General features: G+C 41.4%; 20 protein-coding genes and 1 riboswitch. Of the genes, 12 read left to right on the top strand and 8 right to left on the bottom strand.

Going from position 1 to position 23,568, the window contains the following annotated elements; translation table 11 throughout:
- Positions 1-6 precede the first annotated feature (6 nt).
- Complete coding sequence (locus WAX46_RS15835; protein ID WP_426853288.1) at positions 7-90, top strand: IS3 family transposase; 84 nt, start codon at positions 7-9, stop codon at positions 88-90.
- Positions 91-236: 146 nt separating this feature from the next.
- Here WAX46_RS15835 and WAX46_RS09640 read toward each other — a convergent pair whose 3' ends face one another.
- Complete coding sequence (locus WAX46_RS09640; RefSeq protein WP_336493766.1) at positions 237-497, bottom strand: hypothetical protein; 261 nt, start codon at positions 495-497, stop codon at positions 237-239.
- A gap of 717 nt (positions 498-1,214) precedes the next feature.
- On the opposite strand from WAX46_RS09640, the gene WAX46_RS09645 reads away from it, so the two are divergent.
- The 6 genes from WAX46_RS09645 to WAX46_RS09670 are packed head-to-tail and all read left to right on the top strand — an operon-like array spanning position 1,215 to position 9,525.
- On the top strand, positions 1,215-2,561 hold the full coding sequence (locus WAX46_RS09645) for an aspartate aminotransferase family protein (protein ID WP_336493767.1): 1,347 nt from the start codon (positions 1,215-1,217) through the stop codon (positions 2,559-2,561).
- Positions 2,548-4,044, top strand: a complete 1,497-nt coding sequence (locus WAX46_RS09650) for a pyridoxal phosphate-dependent decarboxylase family protein (protein WP_336493768.1) — start codon at positions 2,548-2,550, stop codon at positions 4,042-4,044. Before WAX46_RS09645 ends, WAX46_RS09650 begins: the two co-directional genes overlap by 14 nt.
- Positions 4,041-5,822: an IucA/IucC family protein gene (locus WAX46_RS09655; RefSeq protein WP_336493769.1), complete on the top strand. Its 1,782-nt coding sequence runs from the start codon at positions 4,041-4,043 to the stop codon at positions 5,820-5,822. Before WAX46_RS09650 ends, WAX46_RS09655 begins: the two co-directional genes overlap by 4 nt.
- On the top strand, positions 5,819-6,373 hold the full coding sequence (locus tag WAX46_RS09660) for a GNAT family N-acetyltransferase (RefSeq protein ID WP_336493770.1): 555 nt from the start codon (positions 5,819-5,821) through the stop codon (positions 6,371-6,373). The genes WAX46_RS09655 and WAX46_RS09660 overlap by 4 nt, the downstream gene beginning before the upstream one ends.
- Entirely contained in the window at positions 6,348-7,697 is a 1,350-nt protein-coding gene (locus tag WAX46_RS09665) for a lysine N(6)-hydroxylase/L-ornithine N(5)-oxygenase family protein (RefSeq protein WP_226567553.1), read from the top strand. The genes WAX46_RS09660 and WAX46_RS09665 overlap by 26 nt, the downstream gene beginning before the upstream one ends.
- A gap of 13 nt (positions 7,698-7,710) precedes the next feature.
- Positions 7,711-9,525: an IucA/IucC family protein gene (locus tag WAX46_RS09670; protein ID WP_336493771.1), complete on the top strand. Its 1,815-nt coding sequence runs from the start codon at positions 7,711-7,713 to the stop codon at positions 9,523-9,525.
- A gap of 472 nt (positions 9,526-9,997) precedes the next feature.
- On the opposite strand, the gene metH is transcribed toward WAX46_RS09670, so the two are convergent.
- From metH to WAX46_RS09685, 3 genes are all read right to left on the bottom strand, one after another.
- The gene (gene metH, locus WAX46_RS09675) at positions 9,998-13,426 is read right to left on the bottom strand and encodes a methionine synthase (RefSeq protein WP_226567556.1); all 3,429 of its coding nucleotides are present in this window, start codon (positions 13,424-13,426) and stop codon (positions 9,998-10,000) included.
- Complete coding sequence (locus tag WAX46_RS09680; protein WP_226567559.1) at positions 13,410-15,251, bottom strand: bifunctional homocysteine S-methyltransferase/methylenetetrahydrofolate reductase; 1,842 nt, start codon at positions 15,249-15,251, stop codon at positions 13,410-13,412. Before WAX46_RS09680 ends, metH begins: the two co-directional genes overlap by 17 nt.
- An 84-nt stretch (positions 15,252-15,335) precedes the next feature.
- Positions 15,336-15,455: riboswitch (SAM riboswitch) on the bottom strand.
- A gap of 81 nt (positions 15,456-15,536) precedes the next feature.
- Positions 15,537-16,028, bottom strand: a complete 492-nt coding sequence (locus tag WAX46_RS09685) for a YajQ family cyclic di-GMP-binding protein (protein ID WP_226567561.1) — start codon at positions 16,026-16,028, stop codon at positions 15,537-15,539.
- A 237-nt stretch (positions 16,029-16,265) separates the two neighbouring features.
- On the opposite strand from WAX46_RS09685, the gene WAX46_RS09690 reads away from it, so the two are divergent.
- The 3 genes from WAX46_RS09690 (at position 16,266) to WAX46_RS09700 (ending at position 19,872) form a co-directional block, all read left to right on the top strand.
- Entirely contained in the window at positions 16,266-17,114 is an 849-nt protein-coding gene (locus tag WAX46_RS09690) for a CvfB family protein (protein WP_226567565.1), read from the top strand.
- A 134-nt stretch (positions 17,115-17,248) separates the two neighbouring features.
- A complete protein-coding gene (locus tag WAX46_RS09695) occupies positions 17,249-18,226 on the top strand; it encodes a BMP family lipoprotein (RefSeq protein WP_336493773.1) in 978 nt (325 codons plus the stop codon).
- Positions 18,223-19,872: a methyl-accepting chemotaxis protein gene (locus WAX46_RS09700; protein ID WP_336493774.1), complete on the top strand. Its 1,650-nt coding sequence runs from the start codon at positions 18,223-18,225 to the stop codon at positions 19,870-19,872. The genes WAX46_RS09695 and WAX46_RS09700 overlap by 4 nt, the downstream gene beginning before the upstream one ends.
- 39 nt (positions 19,873-19,911) lie before the next feature.
- On the opposite strand, the gene WAX46_RS09705 is transcribed toward WAX46_RS09700, so the two are convergent.
- Positions 19,912-20,763, bottom strand: coding sequence for a DegV family protein (locus WAX46_RS09705; RefSeq protein WP_226567569.1), 852 nt, complete (start codon positions 20,761-20,763; stop codon positions 19,912-19,914).
- A 141-nt stretch (positions 20,764-20,904) separates the two neighbouring features.
- Between WAX46_RS09705 and WAX46_RS09710 the strand changes: the two genes are divergently transcribed.
- Both WAX46_RS09710 and WAX46_RS09715 read left to right on the top strand, forming a co-directional pair.
- Positions 20,905-21,747: a YitT family protein gene (locus WAX46_RS09710; RefSeq protein WP_226567571.1), complete on the top strand. Its 843-nt coding sequence runs from the start codon at positions 20,905-20,907 to the stop codon at positions 21,745-21,747.
- Between the two features lie 14 nt (positions 21,748-21,761).
- A complete protein-coding gene (locus WAX46_RS09715) occupies positions 21,762-22,217 on the top strand; it encodes a BsuPI-related putative proteinase inhibitor (protein WP_281430317.1) in 456 nt (151 codons plus the stop codon).
- Positions 22,218-22,279: 62 nt separating this feature from the next.
- Here WAX46_RS09715 and WAX46_RS09720 read toward each other — a convergent pair whose 3' ends face one another.
- The 3 genes from WAX46_RS09720 to WAX46_RS09730 form a co-directional block, all read right to left on the bottom strand.
- Positions 22,280-22,471, bottom strand: a complete 192-nt coding sequence (locus WAX46_RS09720) for a DUF3813 domain-containing protein (RefSeq protein ID WP_336493777.1) — start codon at positions 22,469-22,471, stop codon at positions 22,280-22,282.
- Complete coding sequence (locus WAX46_RS09725) at positions 22,468-22,617, bottom strand: competence protein (protein WP_226567572.1); 150 nt, start codon at positions 22,615-22,617, stop codon at positions 22,468-22,470. The genes WAX46_RS09720 and WAX46_RS09725 overlap by 4 nt, the downstream gene beginning before the upstream one ends.
- 88 nt (positions 22,618-22,705) lie before the next feature.
- Complete coding sequence (locus tag WAX46_RS09730) at positions 22,706-23,518, bottom strand: Cof-type HAD-IIB family hydrolase (RefSeq protein ID WP_226567573.1); 813 nt, start codon at positions 23,516-23,518, stop codon at positions 22,706-22,708.
- Positions 23,519-23,568 lie beyond the last annotated feature (50 nt).

A 23,568-nucleotide genomic window follows, 5' to 3' on the forward strand; every position in this document is an offset into this window, starting at 1 on the left:
GATTACATTCAATTCTATAATCACGATCGATTCCAGAAAAAATTAAACCAGTGTGCTCCGGTAGAATACCGTCACACACTGGCAGGTTAGGCTTTTTATAATTGTCTACTTGACAGGGATAAGACCAACCCGCAGTCCTTTTTATGTGGAAGCGATGCTCCGTCCATACCTTTAGACGCCATCACCAATACATGAAGATGCCTCTTCCCCATTCATCCATCCACGATAAAAGAAATTCAAACCCCAATCAGTTCTAGCTCAAGCTGAAAACCTAAAATATAAGCAATCAGAAGGCCGATTCCCCAAACTGAAACCATCGCCATTACACTGGAAACTTCGTCATCACCTGCCCCTAAGGAGTTGATGATGACCATATTAAAAGAACGTCCAGGTTCTAATATAATCGTCAATAGGAGCAGTGTGACGGCAATTGAAAGATATCGCTGTTGGTAGTGAAAAAAGCAAGTAAATGCGTCAAAGATAAAGCAATGGCCCAATATAAGCTTTTCATACATCTGTGGAGGCAGAATCGAATAATATACAGCGTATGATCATTTGGGAGCCGTTATAAGAAAGTTGCTCTCCAGCAGAAGAAAATTCCGATTTTTATCAGTTGTTTCAAATGTGTCCGCTGAATATGAAACATTCATTTCACTGAAAAGCGAAACCCCATTTGGTGGCGAAACATAAAGATCATGGTCATGAATCCTATGAACCGAGTAAATGATGTTAAAAGGGCAACAACCATCGCACTTAATACTGGGAAGCCAAACGGACCAAAAATGACCGGCACCGTTTAACAAGTTCATTCCGATGGTGACATACATCGTATCTCTTGTGAATCCGTCGCTTTTTAAAATAGCACTATATGTCACAAAGACAAATGACTGTCCATAAAAATTACTATATTTCTTTGTTTTTCTCATTCATTTCATCCAGATTCTCTGTCTAAAACAAGTACTCAGTGACCAGTAGAACAAAAGAACCGGGAAGATTGATTTGTAATTTTTTCAAAAGTATTGGCATCAATCGATTCATTTCCTTATGACAGTAGATGTTTGTGAAAGATAAGCGAAAATAATCGTAAAAAAGAGAATATTGCATTCATATGCTTTTCGGATTATCTTTTTGAATATAATTGACTTTTATATCTCACATCCTCTAGTATAGTAAATGAAAATGATAATCTTTATCAATTGGGGGAGTGTTTTATTATGTCCATCAAAACCATTTCTAAAAACCAGCAGTTTTTAGAGCAGCAAATTCAAAGAGAATCTAATGCAAGGTCTTACCCTAGACGATTCCCATTAGCCATGCACAAAGCCGAAGGTATGATCGTGACAGATGCGGATGGCAGAGAGTTTTATGACTGTCTAGCAGGTGCAGGAACACTTGCACTTGGTCACAATCATCCGGTTGTGATAGACGCTATTGAACGTATGCTTCGTGAAAAAAGGCCATTGCATACGTTGGACATAACCTCAGAAATTAAAGAAGAATTTGTGAATGAGATTTTTTCTAGCCTGCCGGAGGAGTTTGCAAAAAGAGCGAAAATTCAATTTTGTGGACCAACTGGCGGTGATGCAATAGAAGCAGCGATTAAATTAGTCAAAACAGCGACAGGAAATCGTTCGATTCTCTCTTTTCATGGGGCTTATCATGGTGCGACACACGGCACGATGTCATTAAGCGGGAATTTGTCTCCAAAGGAAAGAGTGCAAGGATTAATGCCAGATGTTCACTTCCTACCTTATCCATATGAATACCGCTGTCCATTTGGGATTGGCGGTAAAGATTCGCACCGCATTTCCAGCTCCTATATTGAGCGTGTATTAAATGACCCTGAAAGTGGTATTCTTCCACCAGCAGGAATGATTTTTGAAGCCGTGCAAGGCGAGGGCGGCTCCATACCAGCATCCATTGAATGGATGAAAGAAATGAGACGAATCACACAAGAAAAAGGAATTCCGCTCATTATCGACGAGGTTCAATCAGGCATTGGCCGAACAGGTAAGATGTTTGCCTTTGAACATGCAGGCATTGTGCCAGACGTCATTGTATTGTCAAAAGCAATTGGAGGGAGTCTGCCGCTTTCAGTTGTCATTTATGACAAAGACTTGGATCAATGGAATCCAGGTGCACATATTGGCACATTTAGAGGAAATCAAATGGCGATGGCTGCTGGAACCGCTACGCTTAAATTTATAAAAGAAACAAATCTTCTTGATCATGTGGAAGAGTTGGGTGAGCGTATGCAGGATAGCCTAAAAGACATCCAAAAACAAGTACCTGCTCTCGGTGATGTGCGAGGAAGAGGTTTAATGATCGGCGTTGAAGTAGTCAATCCAAATGAGAAACAGGATGTGGACGGAAGTTATCCAGCGTATCCAGAGCTAGCCAGCCATATTCAAAAGAATTGCTTCGATAAAGGCTTAATTGTTGAGACAGGAGGCCGTTTCGGCAGTGTGATTCGATTCTTACCGCCATTGATCATGACAGAAGAACAGCTTGAAAAAGTCATCGCGATTTTTAAAGAGGCAGTTTACGATGCAGTCAACTAAGTCTTCTGTTGATTCATTATTTATTAATCAAAGCCAGATTGGGAGGGAATCCTTCCAAGCAGCTCTCCATACATCAATCGACATCTTACTTGCTGAGTGGCAAAAAGACAAAGGACCGTACAGCGGAATATTGCCTGGGAAATTAGCGGCTAGTGTCGAATCATTATTTCAATTTCAACCGTCTGGAGAACCCATTGAATCTGTCTTTCAAGATATAAAAGAACACCTTTTGCCACATTTAATTGATGTGTCACATCCTAAATGCTTGGCGCATCTTCATTGCCCACCTCTTATCCCTGCACTTGCTGCAGAGGTGTTGGTGAGTTCCTTTAACCAATCAATGGATTCCTTTGACCAAAGTGGCATTGCCTCTTTGGTTGAGGAGGACATCCTTCAGTGGCTATGTAAGAAGTTTTCTTATGGAGATGTAGCAGATGGGACGTTTACGAGTGGGGGAACCCAATCTAACTATATGGGGCTGCTTCTTGCGAGAGATGCATTTTGCGAAAACACATGGCAATGGAATGTTCAGCAGAAAGGTTTACCAAGCGAAGCTCACCGTATGCGGATTCTCTGCTCTAAGAATGCTCATTTCACTGTGAAGAAATCAGCATCCCAGCTAGGTCTAGGGGAACAGGCAGTCGTGCTTGTTGAGACGGATAAGCATCATCGAATGGACCTGAACGATTTAAAGCAGAAGCTCAATCAACTAAAGGAACATGACCTGCTGCCATTTGCAGTAGTGGCGACTTGCGGAACAACTGATTTTGGCAGTATTGATCCTGTTCGAGATGTGTATGACATCGCCAAGCCATACGGTTTGTGGATTCATGCAGATGCTGCATATGGCGGCGCCCTTGTGTTAAGCCAAACCTACCGAGGTAAACTAGACGGCATTGAACTTGCTGATTCAATGACGATCGACTTTCATAAACAATTTTATCAACCGATCTCCTGCGGGGCATTTTTGCTAAAGGATAAAAGACATTTTGGATTGATTGATTATCATGCAGATTATCTCAATCCAAAGGAAGATGAGCTGGAAGGAATTCTTCATCTCGTCAATAAATCTGTACAAACGACGCGCCGTTTTGACGCACTGAAATTACTTCTCTCTCTTCGTCTGATTGGGGAAGAAGGGTTTGGTGACATCATTGACCATACGATCCATTTTGCGCAGGATGTGGTTGCTCTCATTGAGCAGAATGATTATCTTGAAGTGATCAATCCTGAGCCAGAAATTAATGCAGTTGTGTTTCGATTTATGGATGAAAAGCGAGCGGATGACATCAATAAGATCATTCATCGGACATTATTCCAAACAGGTACTGCTGTCGTCGCAAAAACAGTGGTAAATGGTCATACATGCTTAAAATTCACTTTGTTAAATCCGAGAACGACCATCACACATATAGAAGAAATCCTTTCTGACATCGTCGATATCGGGATCGCTCATATTCAATCCGGGAGGGTACTACGTTGAGTCAATATAAACAAATGGCTGAAAATGCAACCATGCAAAGCTTTTTAAACTGTTTTTTACGTGAAACAGGAATCGATCGATCTGCAAAAAAAGAGACCAAATTAGACGGCTCACTTGTATTCGTGGCAAAATTAGCAAAGCAAGATCTTGAACTCGTGATTCCGATTCGATATTTTTCATCTGTAGGACGTCATCTATTTGATTTTCCGATTCGATTTCGCCCGCAAGGCAGTGAACAAAAGGGAACGATAGTCGATTACACAACACTTGTTGCTTTATGTTCAAAGGAACTTCTCATTGAATATGGCCGCACAGATGCAGAGGATGAGTTCATGCTTCGCATCATTTTAAGCTGCCGGAATATTGAACGATTCTTAAAGGCGAGAGAACGTGATCAAGCTGCTCTTTCTCAAGCTGATTTTGAGTATATCGAGGCGGAGCAGTCACTACTCCTTGGACATTTAACGCACCCTACACCAAAAAGTAGACAAGGAATGACAGAAGCGGAGGAAGAGATTTATTCTCCTGAGCTGAAAGGATCTTTCCAGCTTCATTACTTTAAAGCACATCATTCTATTGTGCTTCAGGATTCTTCTATTTCACAGTCTGCGGCAAACCTCATGCTAGAGGAGCTCTTACGCCAGATGCCGGATGAAAAAGAGAGGCTGCATACACTAACAGAAAGCGGAGAATATGTGCTTATTCCGATCCATCCACTCCAAGTCAAAGTGGTTATGGAGAAGGTGTTTGTAAAGCGTTATGTGGAGGACGGGAGATTGACGTATCTAGGACCTCTAGGATCTGAATACACAGCGACCTCTTCCTTTAGAACCGTCTATCAAAAGGATTCTGCTTACATGCTCAAATTCTCTGTCCCTGTGAAAATTACGAACTCCTTGCGCGTCAACAAACAAAAGGAACTTGATCGTGGGGTGGAGATGTCTCGCATATTAAAAACAGAATTGGGCGTTTCTTTATATGACAGATTCTCTGGATTTCGGGTGATTGAAGATCCTGCGTATCTATCTATTCAAGGAGATGAGACGGAATCTGGCTTTGAGGTGGTCATTCGTCAAAATCCATTTTTGCATCATGAAAAAGAGGCCAGCTTAATCGCTGGGTTATGTCAGGATCATGCGTATGGAGGAAAATCACGCTTAGCAGGGATCATTCATGAACTAGCAGATGCAGAAGGTAGATCAACAGAGGCAGTCAGCCAAGATTGGTTTAGACACTATTTAACTATTTCGTTAGAGCCGATGCTTTGGTTGTTTGAAACGTATGGTCTTGCGCTGGAAGCCCATCAGCAAAATGCTGTGGTGCAGCTGAAGGCTGGTTACCCAGACACATTCTATTATCGTGACAACCAAGGCTACTATTATAGTGAATCTAAAAAGAATCTACTCGCAAATCTTGTCCAAAACTTGAGCGTCAGAAGTGAAACCATTTGTGCAGATGATGTAGCAGTCGAGAGACTCCGTTACTATTTCTTCTTTAATCATTTATTTGGTCTGATTAATGGTTTTGGAACAGAAGGGCTGGCAAAGGAAGAAGACTTGCTGGCACTTGTTAAAGACACACTGCTTGCTCATGAAGAAAAATATGGTGCTTCTGACCTAACAAACAGCCTGCTCCGCTCAAAGGAACTACCTTCAAAAGCGAATTTGCTAACAAGATTTGAAGATATGGATGAGCTGACGGGTTCGCTGGAAACACAGTCTCGATACACATCTGTGTTGAATCCACTTTTCTTTCATAAGGAGGCTCTAATTGGATGAAACATCGTATTAGGTTCATTCGCGCTGAATATGAAAGGGACGTCCGGCTTGTCCACAAGTGGATGCAAGAAGAGTACGTTCATCCGTTTTGGCATTTGAATATTCCGTTTCCTGCTTTTGAAAAGCATTTTTACCAGGCGATTCATGATCCGCATCAAACCCTTTATTTAGGAACGATTGACGGGACTCCAATGAGTTATTTTGAGGTGTACAATGTGAAAGGCGATGTGATTGAATCGTATTATCAGCCTTCTTTGCATGATCAAGGAATTCACCTTTTAATAGGGGAGCCGGATTATATTGGAAAAGGGTATGCCGCTCCTTTGCTACAGGCAATGACAGCATTTCAATTTGAACAGAACAAACGAACAGAAAAAATCGTTGCTGAACCCGATATTCGCAATGAAAAAATGATCCATGTTTTTGAAAAATGCGGCTTCGAGCGGATAAAGCCAGTGAATTTGCCGGATAAAACAGGTCTTTTGATGTTTTGTGATCGAGATCGATTTGAAAGGAAGTATAACCATGATGCGGTTCAACAAGCAAAATAATGAAGTGGATGTAATTGGGATTGGTATTGGCCCGTTTAACCTCGGGCTTGCCGCTTTATCTGAAGAAGTAAATGAAATTGACGCCTTGTTTTTTGAAAGAAGTGAAGCATTTCACTGGCATCCCGGTATGCTGATTGAAGGGACCACACTGCAAGTCCCATTTTTAGCGGACCTTGTCAGCATGGCAGATGTGAAAAGCAAATACAGCTTTCTCAACTATTTACAGGAGCAAAACCGTTTGTATTCATTTTACTTCTTAGAGGACTTTCATATCCCGCGTAAGGAATACAGTCATTATTGCCGCTGGGTCGCTGACCAATTAGACTCTTGCAGGTTTGGTATGAAGGTCGAATCTGTCTCATTGATCGGGAAATCAGGGGAAAAGCGATATGAAGTCCATGTCCGTCATGTGAAAGATCAAACAGTAGAGGTATTTGAAAGTAAGCATCTCGTCTTAGGAATTGGTACACAGCCAGCCATACCAACATCGCTCCAGCCAGCTTTAGGAGACAAGGTGTTTCATTCATCGGAGTATTTAAAACGAAAAAAAGAAGGTTGTTTCAAAGGAAAATCTGTAACGGTCGTCGGCTCTGGTCAAAGTGCGGCAGAAGTGTTTTATGACATTTTATCAGATGATGAGGGGAAGGATATTCACTGGTTTACTCGTTCTAAAGGATTTTTCCCAATGGAATATTCGAACCTTGGTCTTGAATATTTCTCTCCAGATTATATTGATTTCTTTTATGAGCTTCCGCAATCAAAAAAAGATGCATTATTAAAGCAGCAAGACTTACTGTATAAAGGGATCAGTTCTGCAATGATCCGTGATATTTATCACTTGCTTTATGAACGTTCTGCTTGCGGAGAACAATTGAACACAGTGCTGCAAGCGATGACAGAGGTTCACTTGATTGAGGAAACAGCGGGTGGCTTGTCACTTTCCTGCTCTCAATGGGTAAAAGAGGAATCCTTTACACATGAGACGGATATTGTTGTCTTAGCGACGGGCTATCAATCGGTATTGCCGCCGTTTATTGCTCCAATTGCCCATCATATTCAATGGGATGATCAAGGAAGATTCCAAGTCGAACGTGAATATCGCTTGAAAACAAACACAATGGGTGAAAATGATATTTTTGTGCAAAATGCAGAGCTTCATACACATGGGATCGGGGCACCAGATTTAGGACTTGGGGCTTATCGGAATAGTGTCATTATCAATGAACTTGCTCGTCAAACCGTGTATCCACTCTACCAAAAACACGTCTTCCAGACATTTGGTACACACAAGAACGCAAACACATTTGAAGAAATGAAAGGTTAAGGGAGATGAAGCGATGAATGTACAAGATGAATTGAAAAAAGCAGTAAATCCTGCTGCTTGGAAAAAGGCAAACCAGCGAATGGTGGCAAAAATGCTGTCTGAATACATGTATGAGGACATGCTTCATCCTGTTCAGCTAGAAGGAAAGGATGGTATCACCAAATATGAGTTAATCATTCATGAACATAAGAAGTATCGCTATCTCGCAAAACCTCGTTTGTTTGATAGTTATGATACGGTTGCTGAATCGATAGAGTGCTGTCAAGACGGAAAATGGACGAAGGATGTCAATGCCATTGTGTTTTTACTAGACATCCAGCCGCTCATACCAATGTCTTCTGACACAACAGGCCATCTGATTAAAGAGCTTCACCATACCCTGCTGGCAGATGTTCATTTGCTGTCCAAAAAGGCACTTCGTGCGGATGAACTGACAGATACCGATTACGCATGGATTGAAGGGGAGATGACAGGACATCCTTGGATTGTGTATAACAAAGGGCGCATTGGATTCAGTTACGTTGATTACTTAACCTGTGCACCTGAAATGCAAGAAAGTGTGCAGTTGTCTTGGATTGCTGTGCACCGCGAGCTTGCCACATTCCATGCGATTGAACATGAAAGCTATGAACAAGTGATAGCAAAAGAATTAGATGAAGTGACCATTCGTCAATTTCAACGCGTGTTAAAGGATGAAGGGTTGAATGCTGCTGATTATTATATGATGCCCGTTCATAAATGGCAGTGGACGCATATGATTATTCAGCATTTCCCCGAAGATTTGGCCATGAGCCGCATTGTGTATTTAGGAGAGGGGCTTGATCAATATATTCCTCAGCAGTCGATCAGAACCTTTACAAATATTTCAAATAAAGGCAAGCATCATATTAAATTGCCAATGAGTATTTTAAATACACTTGTGTACCGAGGACTTCCGTCAGAACGAACAGTCATCGCTCCTCGTATTACAACTCATATTAAAGGGATTGCCGATCAAGACTCATTTTTATCTGACGTATGCCGCGTGATTTTACCAGGTGAAAATGCAAGTATCAATGTCGATCATCCATACTACAGCAAACTGCCTGGTGCGCCGTATCAATACCTTGAAATGCTCGGTGTGATTTTTAGAGAAAGCATTTATACGTACTTAGATGAAGGGGAGAGCCCTGTTACACTTGCGGCATTTACTTATGAAGATCATGAAGGAGAGCCGTATATTAAACAGCTCATTGAAAAATCGGGTCTCACAGCAAAAGAATGGATGTCGTCATTCTTCCATGTCGTCATGCCGCCACTGCTGCACTTTATGTACCAATACGGAACGGTCTTTTCACCGCACGGGCAAAATACGATTCTTGTGTTAAAAGATCACCAGCCGCATCGTTTGGCGATAAAAGATTTCGTTGATGATGTGAATATTAGTGATCAGCCGCTGCCTGAATTAGCATCTCTAGAAGATGATTTAAAAGAAGTGCTGCGCAGTGAGCCGCCGGAAGGTCTTGTACAATTTATCTTTACGGGACTGTTTATTTGTAACCTGCGTTACGTATCAAATGTGCTAGACAATCATCAGCTGTTAGATGAAGAGACGCTTTGGCGATTGCTTGCGGAAGAAATTCAGCTTTATCAAGAGCAATTCCCGCAGTTGAAGGATCGTTTTGAATTATTTGATCTATTCCAGCCTCAGTTGACAAAGCTTTGCTTAAACCGTAATCGAATGATTGATTATGGCTATAAGGATGGAGATGACCGTCCGCATGCGTCAGAGCACGGGAAGGTCACGAATGCACTCGCTCATGTTCTCTCATCAGCCTGCGAGAAGTAAAAGAAAGACTGTAGACATCAAGTGTCTACAGCTTTTTTGCTTTGTAAGAAAATGCCTGAGAGACAAGGAAATAGAGAAGCGCCGGATCGTTCTGCTTTTCTTTTCCTCCATAGAAGAGATGCTACCCTCATGGTATAAATACGTTTTGTTGAGATGAAGAGAATGCTGTAAGAATTGAGCTTTTTCCATCGTATCATTGTTCGCATAATCACAGTCAGGGTAAAGGTGTTCCAATTTTTCCATTTAATATTTTGTTTGTTTCGTAGATGCTTTACTTGCTTCTGCAGGTGATTGAAAGAGAGGTGTAGCGATGAAGAGGCCGGTAAGCATAAGAACCCTATCTTCTTTTTGAACATGACAAACATCTCCTTTCAAGTGAAGTACTGTCATTTGTAATATAGCTAAATAAAAGTAAAAATTTATATTTACTCCACTATTTATCAAAAAAACCTCCAGTAACGGAGGTCCTGCTTTAATGAACATTAAAATATCGAGCTTCTGGATGAGAAACGACGATCGCTGAAACGGATGCTTCGGGTTCCATCATGAAGCCTTCTGTCAGATGAATGCCGATTTTTTCAGGCTGAAGCAGCTTGAAAAGCTTTTCTTGATCTTCAAGATTTGGACAAGCTGGATAGCCAAAGGAATAGCGCTGCCCTTGATATTTGGCCTGGAACCGCTTTTCCATTGTGAAATCGACTGGATCAGGGAAGCCCCATTTGTCACGAATCACTTGGTGGGTTCTTTCCGCTAACCCTTCTGCAAGCTCAAGCGCCAGAGCCTGAACAGCATGCATTTTTAAATAATCACCTTCTTGCTTAAATTGCTGGGCAACTTCACGTATGCGAGCACCAGATGTGACGGCAAATAAGGCGATATAATCTTTCTCATTTTCTTCGTTTTTCCGCACATAATCTGAAATGGAGCGGTATGGGAGCTTCTCCTGTCTTGGAAACTGAAACGTTTCAATGATGTGCTCAGGTGCTTCTGGATTATAAATATGCAGATCATTCCCGTTTGAACTGGCAGGGAAGAATTGATAAACAAATGCAGGAGCGAACCAATTTTTCTCTCTGCCTTCCTGAAGAAGATCGTTGACAAGTTGTTTTAACTCCAATGCTTTTGGATGCTGTTCAGCCAATAATTTTTTGACCTTTCCTTTTAAGCCGAGGTGATGACCGATGAGCATTTGCTCATTCACATAAGGTATCATATGATGCAAATCAATATCCCGCACATAATGGCGTTTCGTATTCTCAGGCGTAAAAACCGGAGCCTCTGGCAATGTTGCTCGTTTTTCTAGTAATTCGATGACGGCTTTCGGCTGTTTCACTTCTTTCTCCTTAGTGAGTGACTCTTGTTCCGCTGAGGACTTGCTTTGAAATTGAATGGGATTCGCTTTTAACTCATTGGCTAATGATAGGCCGTCCATGGCATCTTTTGCATAAAGAACGGGTCCATCATAATGAGGCGAAATTTTCATTTTCGTAAATTTCCGTGAAAGCGCAGCACCGCCGACCAAAATAGGAACAGAGATGTTCGCTTTTTGTAAATCTTGAGCGGTTAGCACCATTTGCTGTGCTGACTTGACAAGTAATCCTGATAATCCAATCATATCTGGCTTTTCCTTTTGTGCTGCTTCGATCAATGTTTGAGGTGTTACTTTGATCCCGAGATCGACCACTTGAAAACCATTATTGCTCAAAATGATGTCAACAAGGTTTTTCCCGATATCATGAACATCTCCTTTAACTGTCGCAAGAAGAATTTTTCCCTTTCCGCTTGCATGCTGCTTATCCATAAATTGCTCAAGATATGAAACGGATGCTTTCATCACCTCTGCAGATTGAAGCACTTCAGCCACAATCAATTCGTTTTGATTAAAAAGACGTCCAACCTCCGCCATTCCCTGCATTAATGGTCCATTGATGATATGAAGAGGTGATTCCAATTGATCTAAGGCAAGGGATAGATCATCGATTAGCCCTTCTTTTGTTCCTTCTACGACGTATAGCGCCAGCCTCTCATCAAGTGATAAGGAGACCTTTGGTTTTTTCTCTGTTTTCTTTTTCCCGCGATAAAATTGAGTGAATTCAGCAAGTGTTTGATCATTCGTTTTATAAAGCAAAGTTTCAGCTAGCTTGATTTCTTCCTTTGGAATCGAAGCGAATCGTTCAAGCTTTTCAGTATTGACGATCGCATAGTCAAGTCCTGCTTGGACGCAATGATATAAATAGACGGTATTTAAGATTTCTCTGCCAACAGGCGGGAGACCGAAAGATACGTTACTGATGCCTAAAATCGTGAGACATTCAGGCAGTGTTTCTTTGATCAGTTGAATGCCTTTGATCGTTTCTTCAGCAGCGCCAATATACTGCTCGTCTCCAGTGCCTACTGGAAAGACAAGGGGGTCAAAGAGAATGTCACTTGCAGGAATTCCGTATTTCTTCGTTAGCAGGTCATGGGAACGAACAGCAATCTCAAGCTTCCGTTCTGCTGTCACAGCCATCCCGGTTTCATCGATTGTTCCAACAACAAGTGCGCCGCCATATAGTTTTACAAGCGGAAGAATCTCTTCAAACCGCTTTTCTCCATCCTCTAGGTTAATGGAATTGATGATGGCTTTCCCTTGAGAATAGGTGAGCGCTTTTTCAATCACATGTTTATCAGTTGAATCAATGACAAAAGGGGCTTTGACCTTTTTCATGGCTTCTTTTAAAAAGCCTTCCATATCTGCTGCCTCATCACGGTCTGGATCTGCTAGACACACATCAATGACGTGAGCGCCATTTTTCACCTGAGCACGAGCTATTTCGGACGCCTCTTCAAACTTTTGTTCAGCAATCAATCGTTTGAATTTGCGAGAACCAATAACATTTGTCCGCTCTCCTACAAAAAGCGGGCGCATGGCTTCTTCGTAAATGAGTGGCTCAATTCCTGATACGGTATGAGGAGAGGATTCCTGAGACATGCTTCGCGGCTGAAGCGAGCGCACTTCATCTGACAATGCCTGAATATGAGCTGGTGTTGTTCCGCAGCAGCCCCCAACGATATTTAACCAGCCTTCCTTTGCAAATGCGGCGATTTTTTTAGCAAGAGAAGCAGGGGATTCGTGGTATTGACCATCTTCATCCGGGAGACCAGCGTTTGGGTAGCAGCTGACAGCCGACTTTGCGATGGAGGAGAGTGTGCGGATATGGTCTGTCATAAATTCTGGACCAGTTGCACAGTTTAGGCCAACGCTGATTGGTTTCATATGCTCAAGTGAGATATAAAAGGCTTCAATATCTTGACCAGCAAGAGTGGTGCCCATTGGTTCAATCGTACCTGACACCATGAGTGGTAATTGATTACCGGTAGCGTGAAAGGCTTCCTGAATACCTTTAAACCCTGCTTTTACATTCAGCATGTCTTGGCTTGTTTCTAAAAGAAGGGCATCACATTTGCCATCAATAAGAGCACGGGCTTGCTCCTCATAGTTTGCGACGAGCTCTTCAAAAGTTGCGCCGCCTGTCACAGATAATGTTTTTGTTGTAGGCCCCATTGCGCCTACAACAAAACGAGGCCACTCCGGTGTGGAGAAACGATCTGCTTCATCCTTTGCAAGCTGAGCAGCTCGTACATTGAGTTCATAGGCGAGATGACCAAGTTCGTATTCATCAAGGACGAGCTTTGTCGCGCCGAACGTATTCGTTTCAATGAAATCCGCACTGGCCTCAAGATATTCACGGTGGATCGTGGAGATGACGTGAGGGGCTGTCATATTCAAATACTCGTTACAGCCCTCATATTCTTCTCCGCCAAAGTCCTCTGCTGTGAGATTGGCATTTTGAATCATTGTACCCATAGCACCATCAAGGACGAGGATGCGTTTCTTGAGCTGTTCAGTGATAGTTGACATGTGTGTTTGACTCCTTTTCTTTCTGATGGATGTAGGTCGTGAGTTCTGCTGTTAAATCTGATCGAAGGAAAGGGGTAATTAAATAGATGCCATTAAACAATTCGCAGGCTGTATCTAATAAAGATCGGGCAATCGCTAAGCCTTCTGTTCGCTGCTTTTCCTTATCTTCTCCTGCCTTTGCCATAATCTCACGAATCGAGTCAGACAGCTTGATGCCCGGAATTTCATGATGAATAAACTCTGCATTTCGGCTGCTTGTTAAAGGCATAATGCCGATATAAATCGGTTTATCCAAATGACGGCTTTCCTCATGAATTTTTACAAGCTGTTCCTCGGAATAAACAGGCTGTGAGATGAAATAATCAGCACCATATTCTATTTTTTTCTCAAGCCGTTTGACGGCCTTATCAATATGGCGCACATTTGGGTTAAATGCGCCTGCCACTGAAAAATTGGTTTTTTTGCCAAGAGGCTTCCCAGAGAAAGAAAGTCCATCGTTAAATTGTTTGATCAGACGGATCAAATCAAAGGAAGTTAAATCATAAACAGACGTTGCACCTGGGAAATCACCAATTTTAGACGGGTCGCCTGTGATCGCTAAAATATCGGTTAATCCAAGTGTATCAAGTCCCATCAAATGGGATTGGAGTCCGATTAAATTACGATCACGACATGTAATATGGACAAGTGAGCGTATATCAAGCTGCTGTTTCAATAAAGCGCCGCAAGCCACATTGCTAATGCGCGGGGTAGCAAGAGAATTATCAGCTAACGTCAGGGCATCAATGCCTGCACTCTTTAATTCGTTCGCTGCGACAAGGAATTTTTCAAAGTTCAGCTTCTTTGGCGGGTCCAGTTCTACGATAATCGATCGTTTTTTAACAGCCAGCTCGTCAAGGCCTGGCTCTGTGCGCTGGTCTTGAATCGAAATGATTTCCTCTTTTAAAACTTTCACTTCTTTTTCTGTGATCGGTCCTAAATCTTTGACCGCTTTTGCCATGGCGCTAATATGTTGAGGCGTCGTTCCACAGCAGCCGCCGATGATGCGTGCACCTTGATTTCTAAACGCTAGTGCACTATTTCGGAAATAATCATTATCTGTATCATAAACAAGTCTGCCTTCTTCAAGGGATGGGAGACTGCTGTTAGGATAGACAGATAAATGGGAATTTTCTAAAAGTGGTACGCTTTCGAGTGCCTGAATCATATGATAAGGGCCCAGCCTGCAGTTGATGCCAACGACATCAGCGCCAAGAGAGGATAATTCAGATAAACCGTCTTTTAGCGGTGTACCGTCCTGCAGAAAACCTTGCTCGTGCATGGAGACGTTCATGACAATCGGAAGAGTCGTTTCTTTACGTGCAATCTGGAGAACGGCCTTTGCCTCATCAAGGTCATAATACGTTTCAAGCAATAATCCGTCAGGCTGCTCATTTAATAGGATATACAGCTGTTCTCTAAAGCTTCGTTTAATCTCATCTAAAGAGTAGGCATTTTTGTTAAACGTTAGAATGCCGCCAATCGTTCCAAGTACATAAGCAGAGCGAGCAGCTGCCTTAGCAATTTGTACCGCTTTTGTATTGATGCGTTTCGTTTCTTCCTCTAAGCCGTAGCGGGATAATTTAATATAATTCGCACCGTACGTGTTCGTTTGGATGATGTCAGCTCCAGCCTGAACATACGCCTCGTGAACTCTTTTCACTTCTCCTTCTCTTGATAAATTTAATTCTTCAAAGCAGCGGTCAATGCCATAAGAATATAAAAGTGTTCCCATTGCTCCATCCGCAATCAGTACGCGATTTTGTAAGTCTTGTAATAGGCCCATTGTGTTCCTCCTTATTTCTATGTAACAAAAAAACAAAAAAGCCTTCTGATAAGAAGAAGACTTTTGGCTGTATCGAAATTCTTCTCCTTATCTTCCAAGCAGTTGCTTGCTGGATTTAGCACCTTGGTCATAGAAACATCTATTTCTACTACACCGGTTGCTGAGGCTTCACAGGGCCAGTCCCTCTGCCTCTCTTGATAAGAAAACGCTATGAACATGTCAATGAATTGAACTTCCATCAACTGTATCGAAAAAATCGGAAATAATCAATGGAAAATTTGAAATTTATCGAAAATTTATAAATTGGACATCAATCGGCAAATCAGCTTTTCGCATGAGTGACATGACCGCTTGTAAATCATCTTTATTTTTTCCTGTGACGCGCACTTGGTCATCCTGTAATTGAGATTTTACTTTAAGGCCAGACTGCTTAATGAGTGCATGGATCTTTTTGGCATTGTCTTTATCGATGCCGCTAATCAGCTTGGCGCGCTGACGGACTGTCCCGCCTAGGGCATGCTCGGTTTTTCCGTAGTCAATGTTTTTAGTTGGTACATTTCGTTTAATCAGCTTGGTCACAAGCACATCTTTTAGCTGTTCAAGCTTAAAGTCATCATCAGAGATGAGAGAGAGCTCTTCTTTTTCGAGTGAAATATCACTTTTACTCCCTTTAAAATCATAGCGGTTTTTGATTTCTTTAAGCGCTGCTTGAATGGCGTTTTGCACCTCAGGGAGCTCTACCTTCGATACGATATCAAATGAACTTTCTTTTGCCATAACGCATGACCTCCATTTGTAGATATTGCGTCTATCTTATCATGCAAATAGGTGAAGAAGAAATTTTATTGAACAGACAAATCAAAGAGTTGAGTTGCATGGGGTATAAATCGAGTGCAGTTTGTCCACTTTAGCTAACAGAACTAGAGATGTTCATGTTGAAAGAAGTATAGTAGAATAAAGTGAATCAAATGATGAACGAACGCTCTTTAATGGGTAGATAGGAAGGAAGAGAACATGAGACCAGGTGAGCAATTGACCTTGCAAATAGATAAAGAGATGGAGTACGGCTATTTTTTAACAGATGGTAAAGATTCTGTCCTCTTACACCGCAGTGAGATGACAGAGGATATTGAAGATCGAGATGAAGTAGAAGTCTACTTATATGTAGATCATGGTGAAAGACTGGCAGCTACGATGAAAATACCTAAAATCAATGCATATACATACGGTTGGGTAGAAGTCGTAGACGTTGTAGAAGACATGGGTGCATTTGTCGATGTTGGTTTGTCAAAGGATGCACTTGTTGCAACAGAACATCTTCCGCCTTTTGAGGAAGCATGGCCAAAAAAGGGAGACAAACTATACTGTATGCTAAAAGTCACAAGCTACGGTAGAATGTTCGCAAAGCCAGCCACTGAAGATGTGATCAGCGAATTGTTTACTGAGGCGCCGGATACCTTCATGAACAAAGAAATCACGGGGACGATTTATCGCTTAATTGCAACAGGTTCCTTTATGTTGACAGACACAGGGGTGAGAGGATTTATCCACCGTACAGAACGAAAGGAAGAACCAAGATTGGGATCGACCGTTACAGGCCGCGTGATTGCGGTGAAGGAAGATGGAACTGTGAATGTCTCCCTTCTTCCTAGAAAACAAGATGCGTTATCTATCGATTCAGAAGAAATTTTGACCTATCTAAGAAGCCGGAATGGCGCCATGCCTTACTGGGACAAAAGTGACCCAGAAGATATCCGAGAAAGATTTCAAATGAGCAAAGCTGCCTTTAAACGAGCATTAGGTCATCTGATGAAAAATGATCAAGCCTACCAAAAAGAAGGCTGGACATACGAGAAAAAGTGAGCATTTCCTCACTTTTTTTATTTTTGTTATAAATAATAGGGTTTTTCAGTGAAGAACCTCTTTTTATCATTGAAATAACGCTCCTCAAATCCGATAAGAAAGGAGTAAGGATGATAAAAGGAGTGTGTTTTTGGATGAAAGTGAAGATTTCATTACTTCTGATGGCAGCCATGGTTATAGTGCTCGCCTCATGCAGCAATCAACAGGGAGGAACACCGAAATCAAATGTGAAGCGGATTGGTGTTATGCTGACAGATGGTGGTCTTGGTGATCAATCATTTAACGATTCATCATTTAAAGGATTAGAAAAAGCACGTGACGGGCTTGGCATTGAATTTGATTATAGAGAAATTGCAGAAACTGATACATATGAAAAAGGGCTGACAGAGCTCGTAAAAGATGGCAATGACCTCGTCATTGGTATAGGCTTCAGCGGCCAAGAGGAATTAGAAAAAGTAGCAAAAAAATATCCAAAGAAGCAATTCTTGCTGATTGATGCCGTATCTGAACTGAAAAATATCACCTCAGTGACATTTAGAGAAGAGCAAGGAAGCTATTTAGCCGGAGCACTTGCTGCCATGACAACGAAAAGTGATGTCATTGGTTTTGTTGGCGGCGTCGATGCAGATGTGATCCACCGTTTTGAAAAAGGATTTCAAAAAGGCGCAAAATTTGTGAACCCGAAAATCAAGATATTATCCACCTATGCAGGTACGTTTAGTGACGCAGGCAAAGGCAGTAAAATAGCCAAAGAAATGATCAAAAAGAAAGCAGACGTTTTATATGCGGTAGCAGGCTATACGGGTGTTGGTGTATTAAAAGAAACGCAATCACAGGGCAAATATGCAATCGGTGTGGACAGTGATCAATACTATACAGCTGAAAAAGCCGTCATTTCATCCATGGTCAAAAAAGTCGATGAAGTGGTCTATCAATTCAGCGAAGAGCTTGTAAAGAACAATCAAATTAAAAGCGGTCACATTGTCTATGATTTAAGCAATGACGGAATCGATATGGCAAGAATTCGAGTGCTCAAAGATGCTGAAAAATTGACCAAAAAAATAAATGGACTGAAGCAGACGCTTCTGAAAGAAGAGGGGGCATCATCATGAGCTTAAATGTCAAAATTTTGCTCAACTCACTGATCTCACTTCTTTTAGCGGTTGGTGTCATCGCTTTTATCATTATTAGCATGACAAAGATTCAATCATCAAACGAAACAGAAGTTCAAACCTTACTGAACGTACAAAAAACGAAAGCAAGCTTTGAAAGTGTCGAACAAGCTATGACCAACTATTCGTTGACACTCTCAGATGAACAGCTCGAGGATGTTCAAAACGATATTTCTACAGCAAAAAAGAATGTGCAAACGTTAAACAAAAATGCAGGGAAAATGAATAAAGAAGCATTAACGAGGCTAAATTCAAAGTTTGATACGTGGACCAAAGAAGCGAACAATGCCATTGGTGAAAAAAATGCATCCGATGCAAGACGTGTAGCAGCAAGAATTGATGGTGTCTTAAACGACGTACATACGATGAATAAAAGAGCTCAAGAAGCGTATGAACAAAATTTAGTGAATACAGCAGAAAACGTGCAGTGGATTATCACAAGCGCATCAGTCGCAGCTCTTACACTGATGGTCATTGCCGTCTTTTTGAATATTGGTTTAACGAGATCCATTGTGACACCAATCAAATCACTCTCTTACCGAGCAAAGCAGATAGCAGAAGGAAACCTGGCTGTCGAGCGGATGAACACCCAGCGTAAAGATGAAATTGGCGGCTTAAATGAATCATTCAATCAAATGACAGATCAGCTCATAAGTCTCATTAAAGAAATTAGCAATGTATCAAGTCAAGTGGAGACATTTTCGATCCAGTTAGACGATGAAAACAAAAAGCTGATGGAATCAGCGAATCAAGTGTCTGTATCCACAGACGAGATGGCAAACGGTTCACAAGCCATTTCTGAGGATCTTCAGTATAGCGTTCGTTTAATTGAGAAAATGGATCAGCATGGACGTAAAAATTCGGAGAGATCACATACAGTCATCCGCAGTACAGAGGATGCTATTGAAGCAGTGGAAAGCGGAAAGCACACGTTAACAGAAACAAAAGTAGTGATTGAAAAAAATACACATGCAACAAGACAAATTGAGCAGTCAGCAGGAGAATTTACTCAATACGCAAGTGGAATCTCTGCAATGGCCAAAACGGTCTCTGACATTGCGGGCCAGACAAACCTCCTCTCGCTAAATGCGGCGATTGAAGCGGCAAGAGCAGGAGAAGCTGGAAAAGGCTTTGCTGTTGTAGCAGATGAAATTCGTAAGCTTGCAGATGAATCGTCTAGGGCAACAAGACAAATCTTTGACATGGTCGGTCATATTGAAAGAGGCATTCAGTCCATTAGTCAAACTGTACAAGAAGGAGTGAAACTCTCTCTTCAACAGCAGGATGCGATGGACAAAACCTCACACTCCTTTGAAAATATAGAAACAAAAGCACAGCATATTAAACAAGAAATGGCATTTTTAAATGAACAAATTATTCAATCGACAGAGCTTGGTGGCCAAGTGCTGCATTCAATTGAAAATATTAGTTCCGTTGTAGAAGAAACAGCAGCAGGCAGCGAAGAAATTTCTGCCTCAGCCAATGAACAGCTACAATCGTTCCATCAAATGAACAAACAGGTAGAAGAGCTAATGAGTATGACGACTAGGCTAAATGAAACTGTTCATCGATTTAAGCTTTCATAAGAAAATCACCCTTCCCGTGATGTTGGGGAAGGGTGTTTTTTATTGTTTGCCTGTAAAAAAGATCGCAAGCGTTCCAGGGCCTGAATGGGACCCAACAGCTGCACCGATGATATGAATATCTATTTCATTTGGATGAAATTCTGTTTCAATTAATTGTTTCATTTCTTCCGCAAGTGCAGGATCATCACCATGGCTAATGCCAACTGTTTGGTTTGACCAGTCCGTTCCGCGCTCTTTCATCAGCTCGATAATGCGTCTTAGCAGTTTTTTACGTCCACGAATTTTTTCAAGCGGAATCAGTTTTCCATCCTCTACATGTAAAATGGGTTTAATGCTTAATAGACCACCAACAAATGCGGACGCTTTACTGATTCTTCCGCCTCTTGCTAAATACGATAAATCGTCTACAGTAAAAATATGTTGTAAAGATTCACAAAAATGCTTTACAGACGTTTCAATTTCTTGTATTGTACCGTCAATGGCAAGTGATTGAGCATGTTTGACAGCAAGTCCGTAGCCAAGTGAAGCACATTTAGAATCAATGATTCGCAGATCGAAATCTGGGTATTCTTCCTTCACTTCGTTTGCCATCATCACAGCTGTTTGGTATGTACCTGAAAGCTCTGATGAAAAGGCGACATAAATGGCAGATGTATGGGTTTGTGCGACAGAAACAAAGGCTTCCTTGATCCGGTTTGGTGAAGCCTGTGACGTTTTTGGACTTGCGCCTTGTCTCATCGCATCAAATACTTGTTTAGGTTCAATGGTGATCAAATCCTCAAATTCCTGCTCGCCAAGTAGCACACGCAGCGGAATGAGTGTCATGTTATGTTCATCATAATAAGAAAGAGGCAGATCAGCAGCACTGTCTGCTATGATATGAACAGTCATCAAAATCCCTTCTTTCTAAAAGAAATTAGCCATATTAACATCTTTTTTAGACTAACTATATCATAGAAATCATCTTTTCGTGTTCAAATTCTAAATTTTAGGGAAAACCATTGAGAGAATGGTAAGTGGAGGAATGACAATATGTTTATTGGAGAAGCAAAAAAACTCATTGTCGTCGTCATTGGTGCATTACTTAATGCGATTGGACTGAATTTATTCTTAATCCCAGCTGACGTTTATGCGAGCGGTTTTACAGGGATCGCCCAGCTGTTATCCAGTTTCATTGATCAATATGCGCCATTTTATTTATCAACAGGGATCCTATTATTTATATTAAATATTCCAGTTGGGATTTTAGGCTGGAAGAAAGTTGGCCGCTCCTTCACTTTGTATAGCATTATCAGTGTTGCACTGACAACCATTTTCCTCGGTATTTTACCAGAGACGAGCGTTTCTGAGGATATTTTGTTAAATGCTGTGTTTGGCGGTGTCATTTCTGCACTTGGTATTGGGATGACGCTGAAATACGGAGCATCAACAGGCGGCCTCGACATCCTTGCAATGATCTTAGCAAAATGGAAGGATAAGCCAGTAGGGACATATTTCTTTATTTTAAACGGAATTATCATTTTTACAGCAGGATTATTACAAGGTTGGGAGAAAGCATTATATACGCTTGTCACATTATATGTGACCACAAGGGTCATTGATGCCATCCATACAAGACATGAGAAGCTGACGGCGATGATTGTGACAAAGAAAGCTGATGAGATCAAAGAAGCTATTTATGGAAAAATGGTAAGAGGCATTACGACAGTACCTGCCAAAGGCGCATTTACCAACGAGCAAAAAGAAATGATGGTGATTGTCATTACGAGGTATGAGCTGTATGAACTTGAACAAATTATAAAGGAAGTTGATCCAAAGGCCTTTACAAATATTGTTCAAACAACCAATATTCTTGGATTTTTCAGACGAGATTAAAAGGTGGTTATAAGATGAAAAAAGGTTTTGTGCTTCTTTTCGTTCTATTTGCTTTAGCAGCTTGGGGACAACAAAAAAAGAACGAACCAGACAAGGAGGTATCCGGTCAAATGGGAGAAAAAACAGTTGTACTCACAGTAGACCCCGTCCAAAAAGGTTCTTCGGTTCAATTTAACATGTCACTGAAAAATGAATTAGATCGAGATATTGAATTTACATTTAACACAAGCCAGATATTCGAGCTAAGTGTGTATGACGAAAACGGGAATGAACAATATCGTTACTCGAAAGATCGTATGTTCACACAGGCCATCCAATCTTTTGTGCTTAAGAGAGATGAAACGTATGATTTTCAAGATACTTGGTCAAACGGTGTGAAGCCTGGAATGTATGAAGTGGATGTAACGTTTAAAGGAAAAGCAGAAGGGCTGAAGCAAATCACAGAAAAGACAACGTTCCAAGTAAAATAACCGTGTTGCTTGATGAGAATAAAAAAGCTGTCCTTGACCAGATAGAGGACAGCTTTTTTACGTTAAAGATCATCAAGCAGGTCTTGGAAGGTATGCAACTGGTTTCTTTCTGCATCTGTCGAGTTGGCAAATGCAGATAATACGGCATTTTTTGCTCGCTTTACAGCCTGTTGACGCTCTAACCCAGATGAAAATGAAGAAGTAAGGGCTTCTTCAGTAAATGATTTGGCTTGGTCAAAAAGTTCGTTTCTCACAATGAACCTCCAGAAGCATCAGTCTTCATATCTCGTCTGTCTGCAACTTCTTCAAGTGTAGAACGATAAGGAAAACGCGAGTCATGTAGACTGACTGAATCTTTACCTTGTTGTATAAAGCGTTTCGATTTGCTTCTTTTACCCATTCGGAATCCGCCCCTTTACACAAGCTGACAGGTCAACCTGTCTAACGGTAGTATGCCCGCTTCCTTCGGCTATGTATGAATGGAAAAATTAAAGCGAGAAGTAATTCGTTAGGAATTTTGCAATTCCATCATGTTCATTCGTATCTGTGATTTCATTTGAGACACGTTTTACTGCATCAATCCCGTTTCCCATCGCAACGCCGCATCCAGCAAATTCAAGCATTTCTAAATCATTGTCTTCATCTCCAAATGCCACAATACGTTCTTGCGGAACGCCATAATAATCACTGATTTTTTGCAGTCCGACGGCTTTGTTCATGCCTGTTTTAATGATTTCGATCACGTGCCACGGAGCAGCCCATCGTCTGTGATCAATTACCTCTGCATGAACATCTGTTAAATAGCTCCGAATGGCTCCGACATCTTCTTCTTTTGCATGAATTAAGACACTCGTCACATTCTCTCCAAGATTGTCCCTAAGGTCTCCAACGGTTACTTTGTTTGCATTCATATTAAATATATCAATGAGCTTTTCATCATGATAATGGAAATACAAATCATCTAACACTTCAGCTAACACATTGTGAACTTTATACTCTTCACTAATATCCACAAGCTGTTTGACGACTTGAAGATTAAGTGATGTGTGAAATCTACCCCATTTTTCATCAAGAGGATGATGGACAAACGCTCCGTTAAAGTTCACAATCGGTGAATCAAGTTGTAATTGTTGATAATAAGGAGAGCTGGAACGAAATGGTCGGCCTGTTGATATACATACATGATGCCCGCTGTCTTTCACTTTTTGAATGACGTCAAGTGTATGCGCAGAAATGGTTTTATCATCTTTTAATAACGTGCCATCCAGGTCAAGTGCGATTAAATAAGGTTTAGTCTCCATAAAATCTCCTTTGATCTGTAAGTGATAGGAGGCCATTAGTGCGGCGCCTC

The organism is Bacillus sp. FJAT-53060 (genome assembly GCF_037104745.1).
GTDB classification, from domain to species: Bacteria; Bacillota; Bacilli; order Bacillales; family Bacillaceae; genus Bacillus; species Bacillus stratosphericus_B.

Excerpts from the sequence above, each read along its gene's own strand:
- WAX46_RS09690 (WP_226567565.1), top strand. The coding sequence starts at position 16,266 with ATGAGACCAGGTGAGCAATTGACCTTGCAAATAGATAAAGAGATGGAG.
- WAX46_RS09730 (WP_226567573.1), bottom strand. The coding sequence starts at position 23,518 with ATGGAGACTAAACCTTATTTAATCGCACTTGACCTGGATGGCACGTTA.
- WAX46_RS09685 (WP_226567561.1), bottom strand. The coding sequence starts at position 16,028 with ATGGCAAAAGAAAGTTCATTTGATATCGTATCGAAGGTAGAGCTCCCT.
- WAX46_RS09700 (WP_336493774.1), top strand. The coding sequence starts at position 18,223 with ATGAGCTTAAATGTCAAAATTTTGCTCAACTCACTGATCTCACTTCTT.
- WAX46_RS09710 (WP_226567571.1), top strand. The coding sequence starts at position 20,905 with ATGTTTATTGGAGAAGCAAAAAAACTCATTGTCGTCGTCATTGGTGCA.
- WAX46_RS09725 (WP_226567572.1), bottom strand. The coding sequence starts at position 22,617 with ATGGGTAAAAGAAGCAAATCGAAACGCTTTATACAACAAGGTAAAGAT.
- WAX46_RS09645 (WP_336493767.1), top strand. The coding sequence starts at position 1,215 with ATGTCCATCAAAACCATTTCTAAAAACCAGCAGTTTTTAGAGCAGCAA.
- WAX46_RS09695 (WP_336493773.1), top strand. The coding sequence starts at position 17,249 with ATGAAAGTGAAGATTTCATTACTTCTGATGGCAGCCATGGTTATAGTG.
- WAX46_RS09650 (WP_336493768.1), top strand. The coding sequence starts at position 2,548 with ATGCAGTCAACTAAGTCTTCTGTTGATTCATTATTTATTAATCAAAGC.
- metH (WP_226567556.1), bottom strand. The coding sequence starts at position 13,426 with ATGTCAACTATCACTGAACAGCTCAAGAAACGCATCCTCGTCCTTGAT.
- WAX46_RS09670 (WP_336493771.1), top strand. The coding sequence starts at position 7,711 with ATGAATGTACAAGATGAATTGAAAAAAGCAGTAAATCCTGCTGCTTGG.
- WAX46_RS09665 (WP_226567553.1), top strand. The coding sequence starts at position 6,348 with ATGATGCGGTTCAACAAGCAAAATAATGAAGTGGATGTAATTGGGATT.
- WAX46_RS09660 (WP_336493770.1), top strand. The coding sequence starts at position 5,819 with ATGAAACATCGTATTAGGTTCATTCGCGCTGAATATGAAAGGGACGTC.
- WAX46_RS09705 (WP_226567569.1), bottom strand. The coding sequence starts at position 20,763 with ATGACTGTTCATATCATAGCAGACAGTGCTGCTGATCTGCCTCTTTCT.
- WAX46_RS09680 (WP_226567559.1), bottom strand. The coding sequence starts at position 15,251 with ATGGGCCTATTACAAGACTTACAAAATCGCGTACTGATTGCGGATGGA.
- WAX46_RS09715 (WP_281430317.1), top strand. The coding sequence starts at position 21,762 with ATGAAAAAAGGTTTTGTGCTTCTTTTCGTTCTATTTGCTTTAGCAGCT.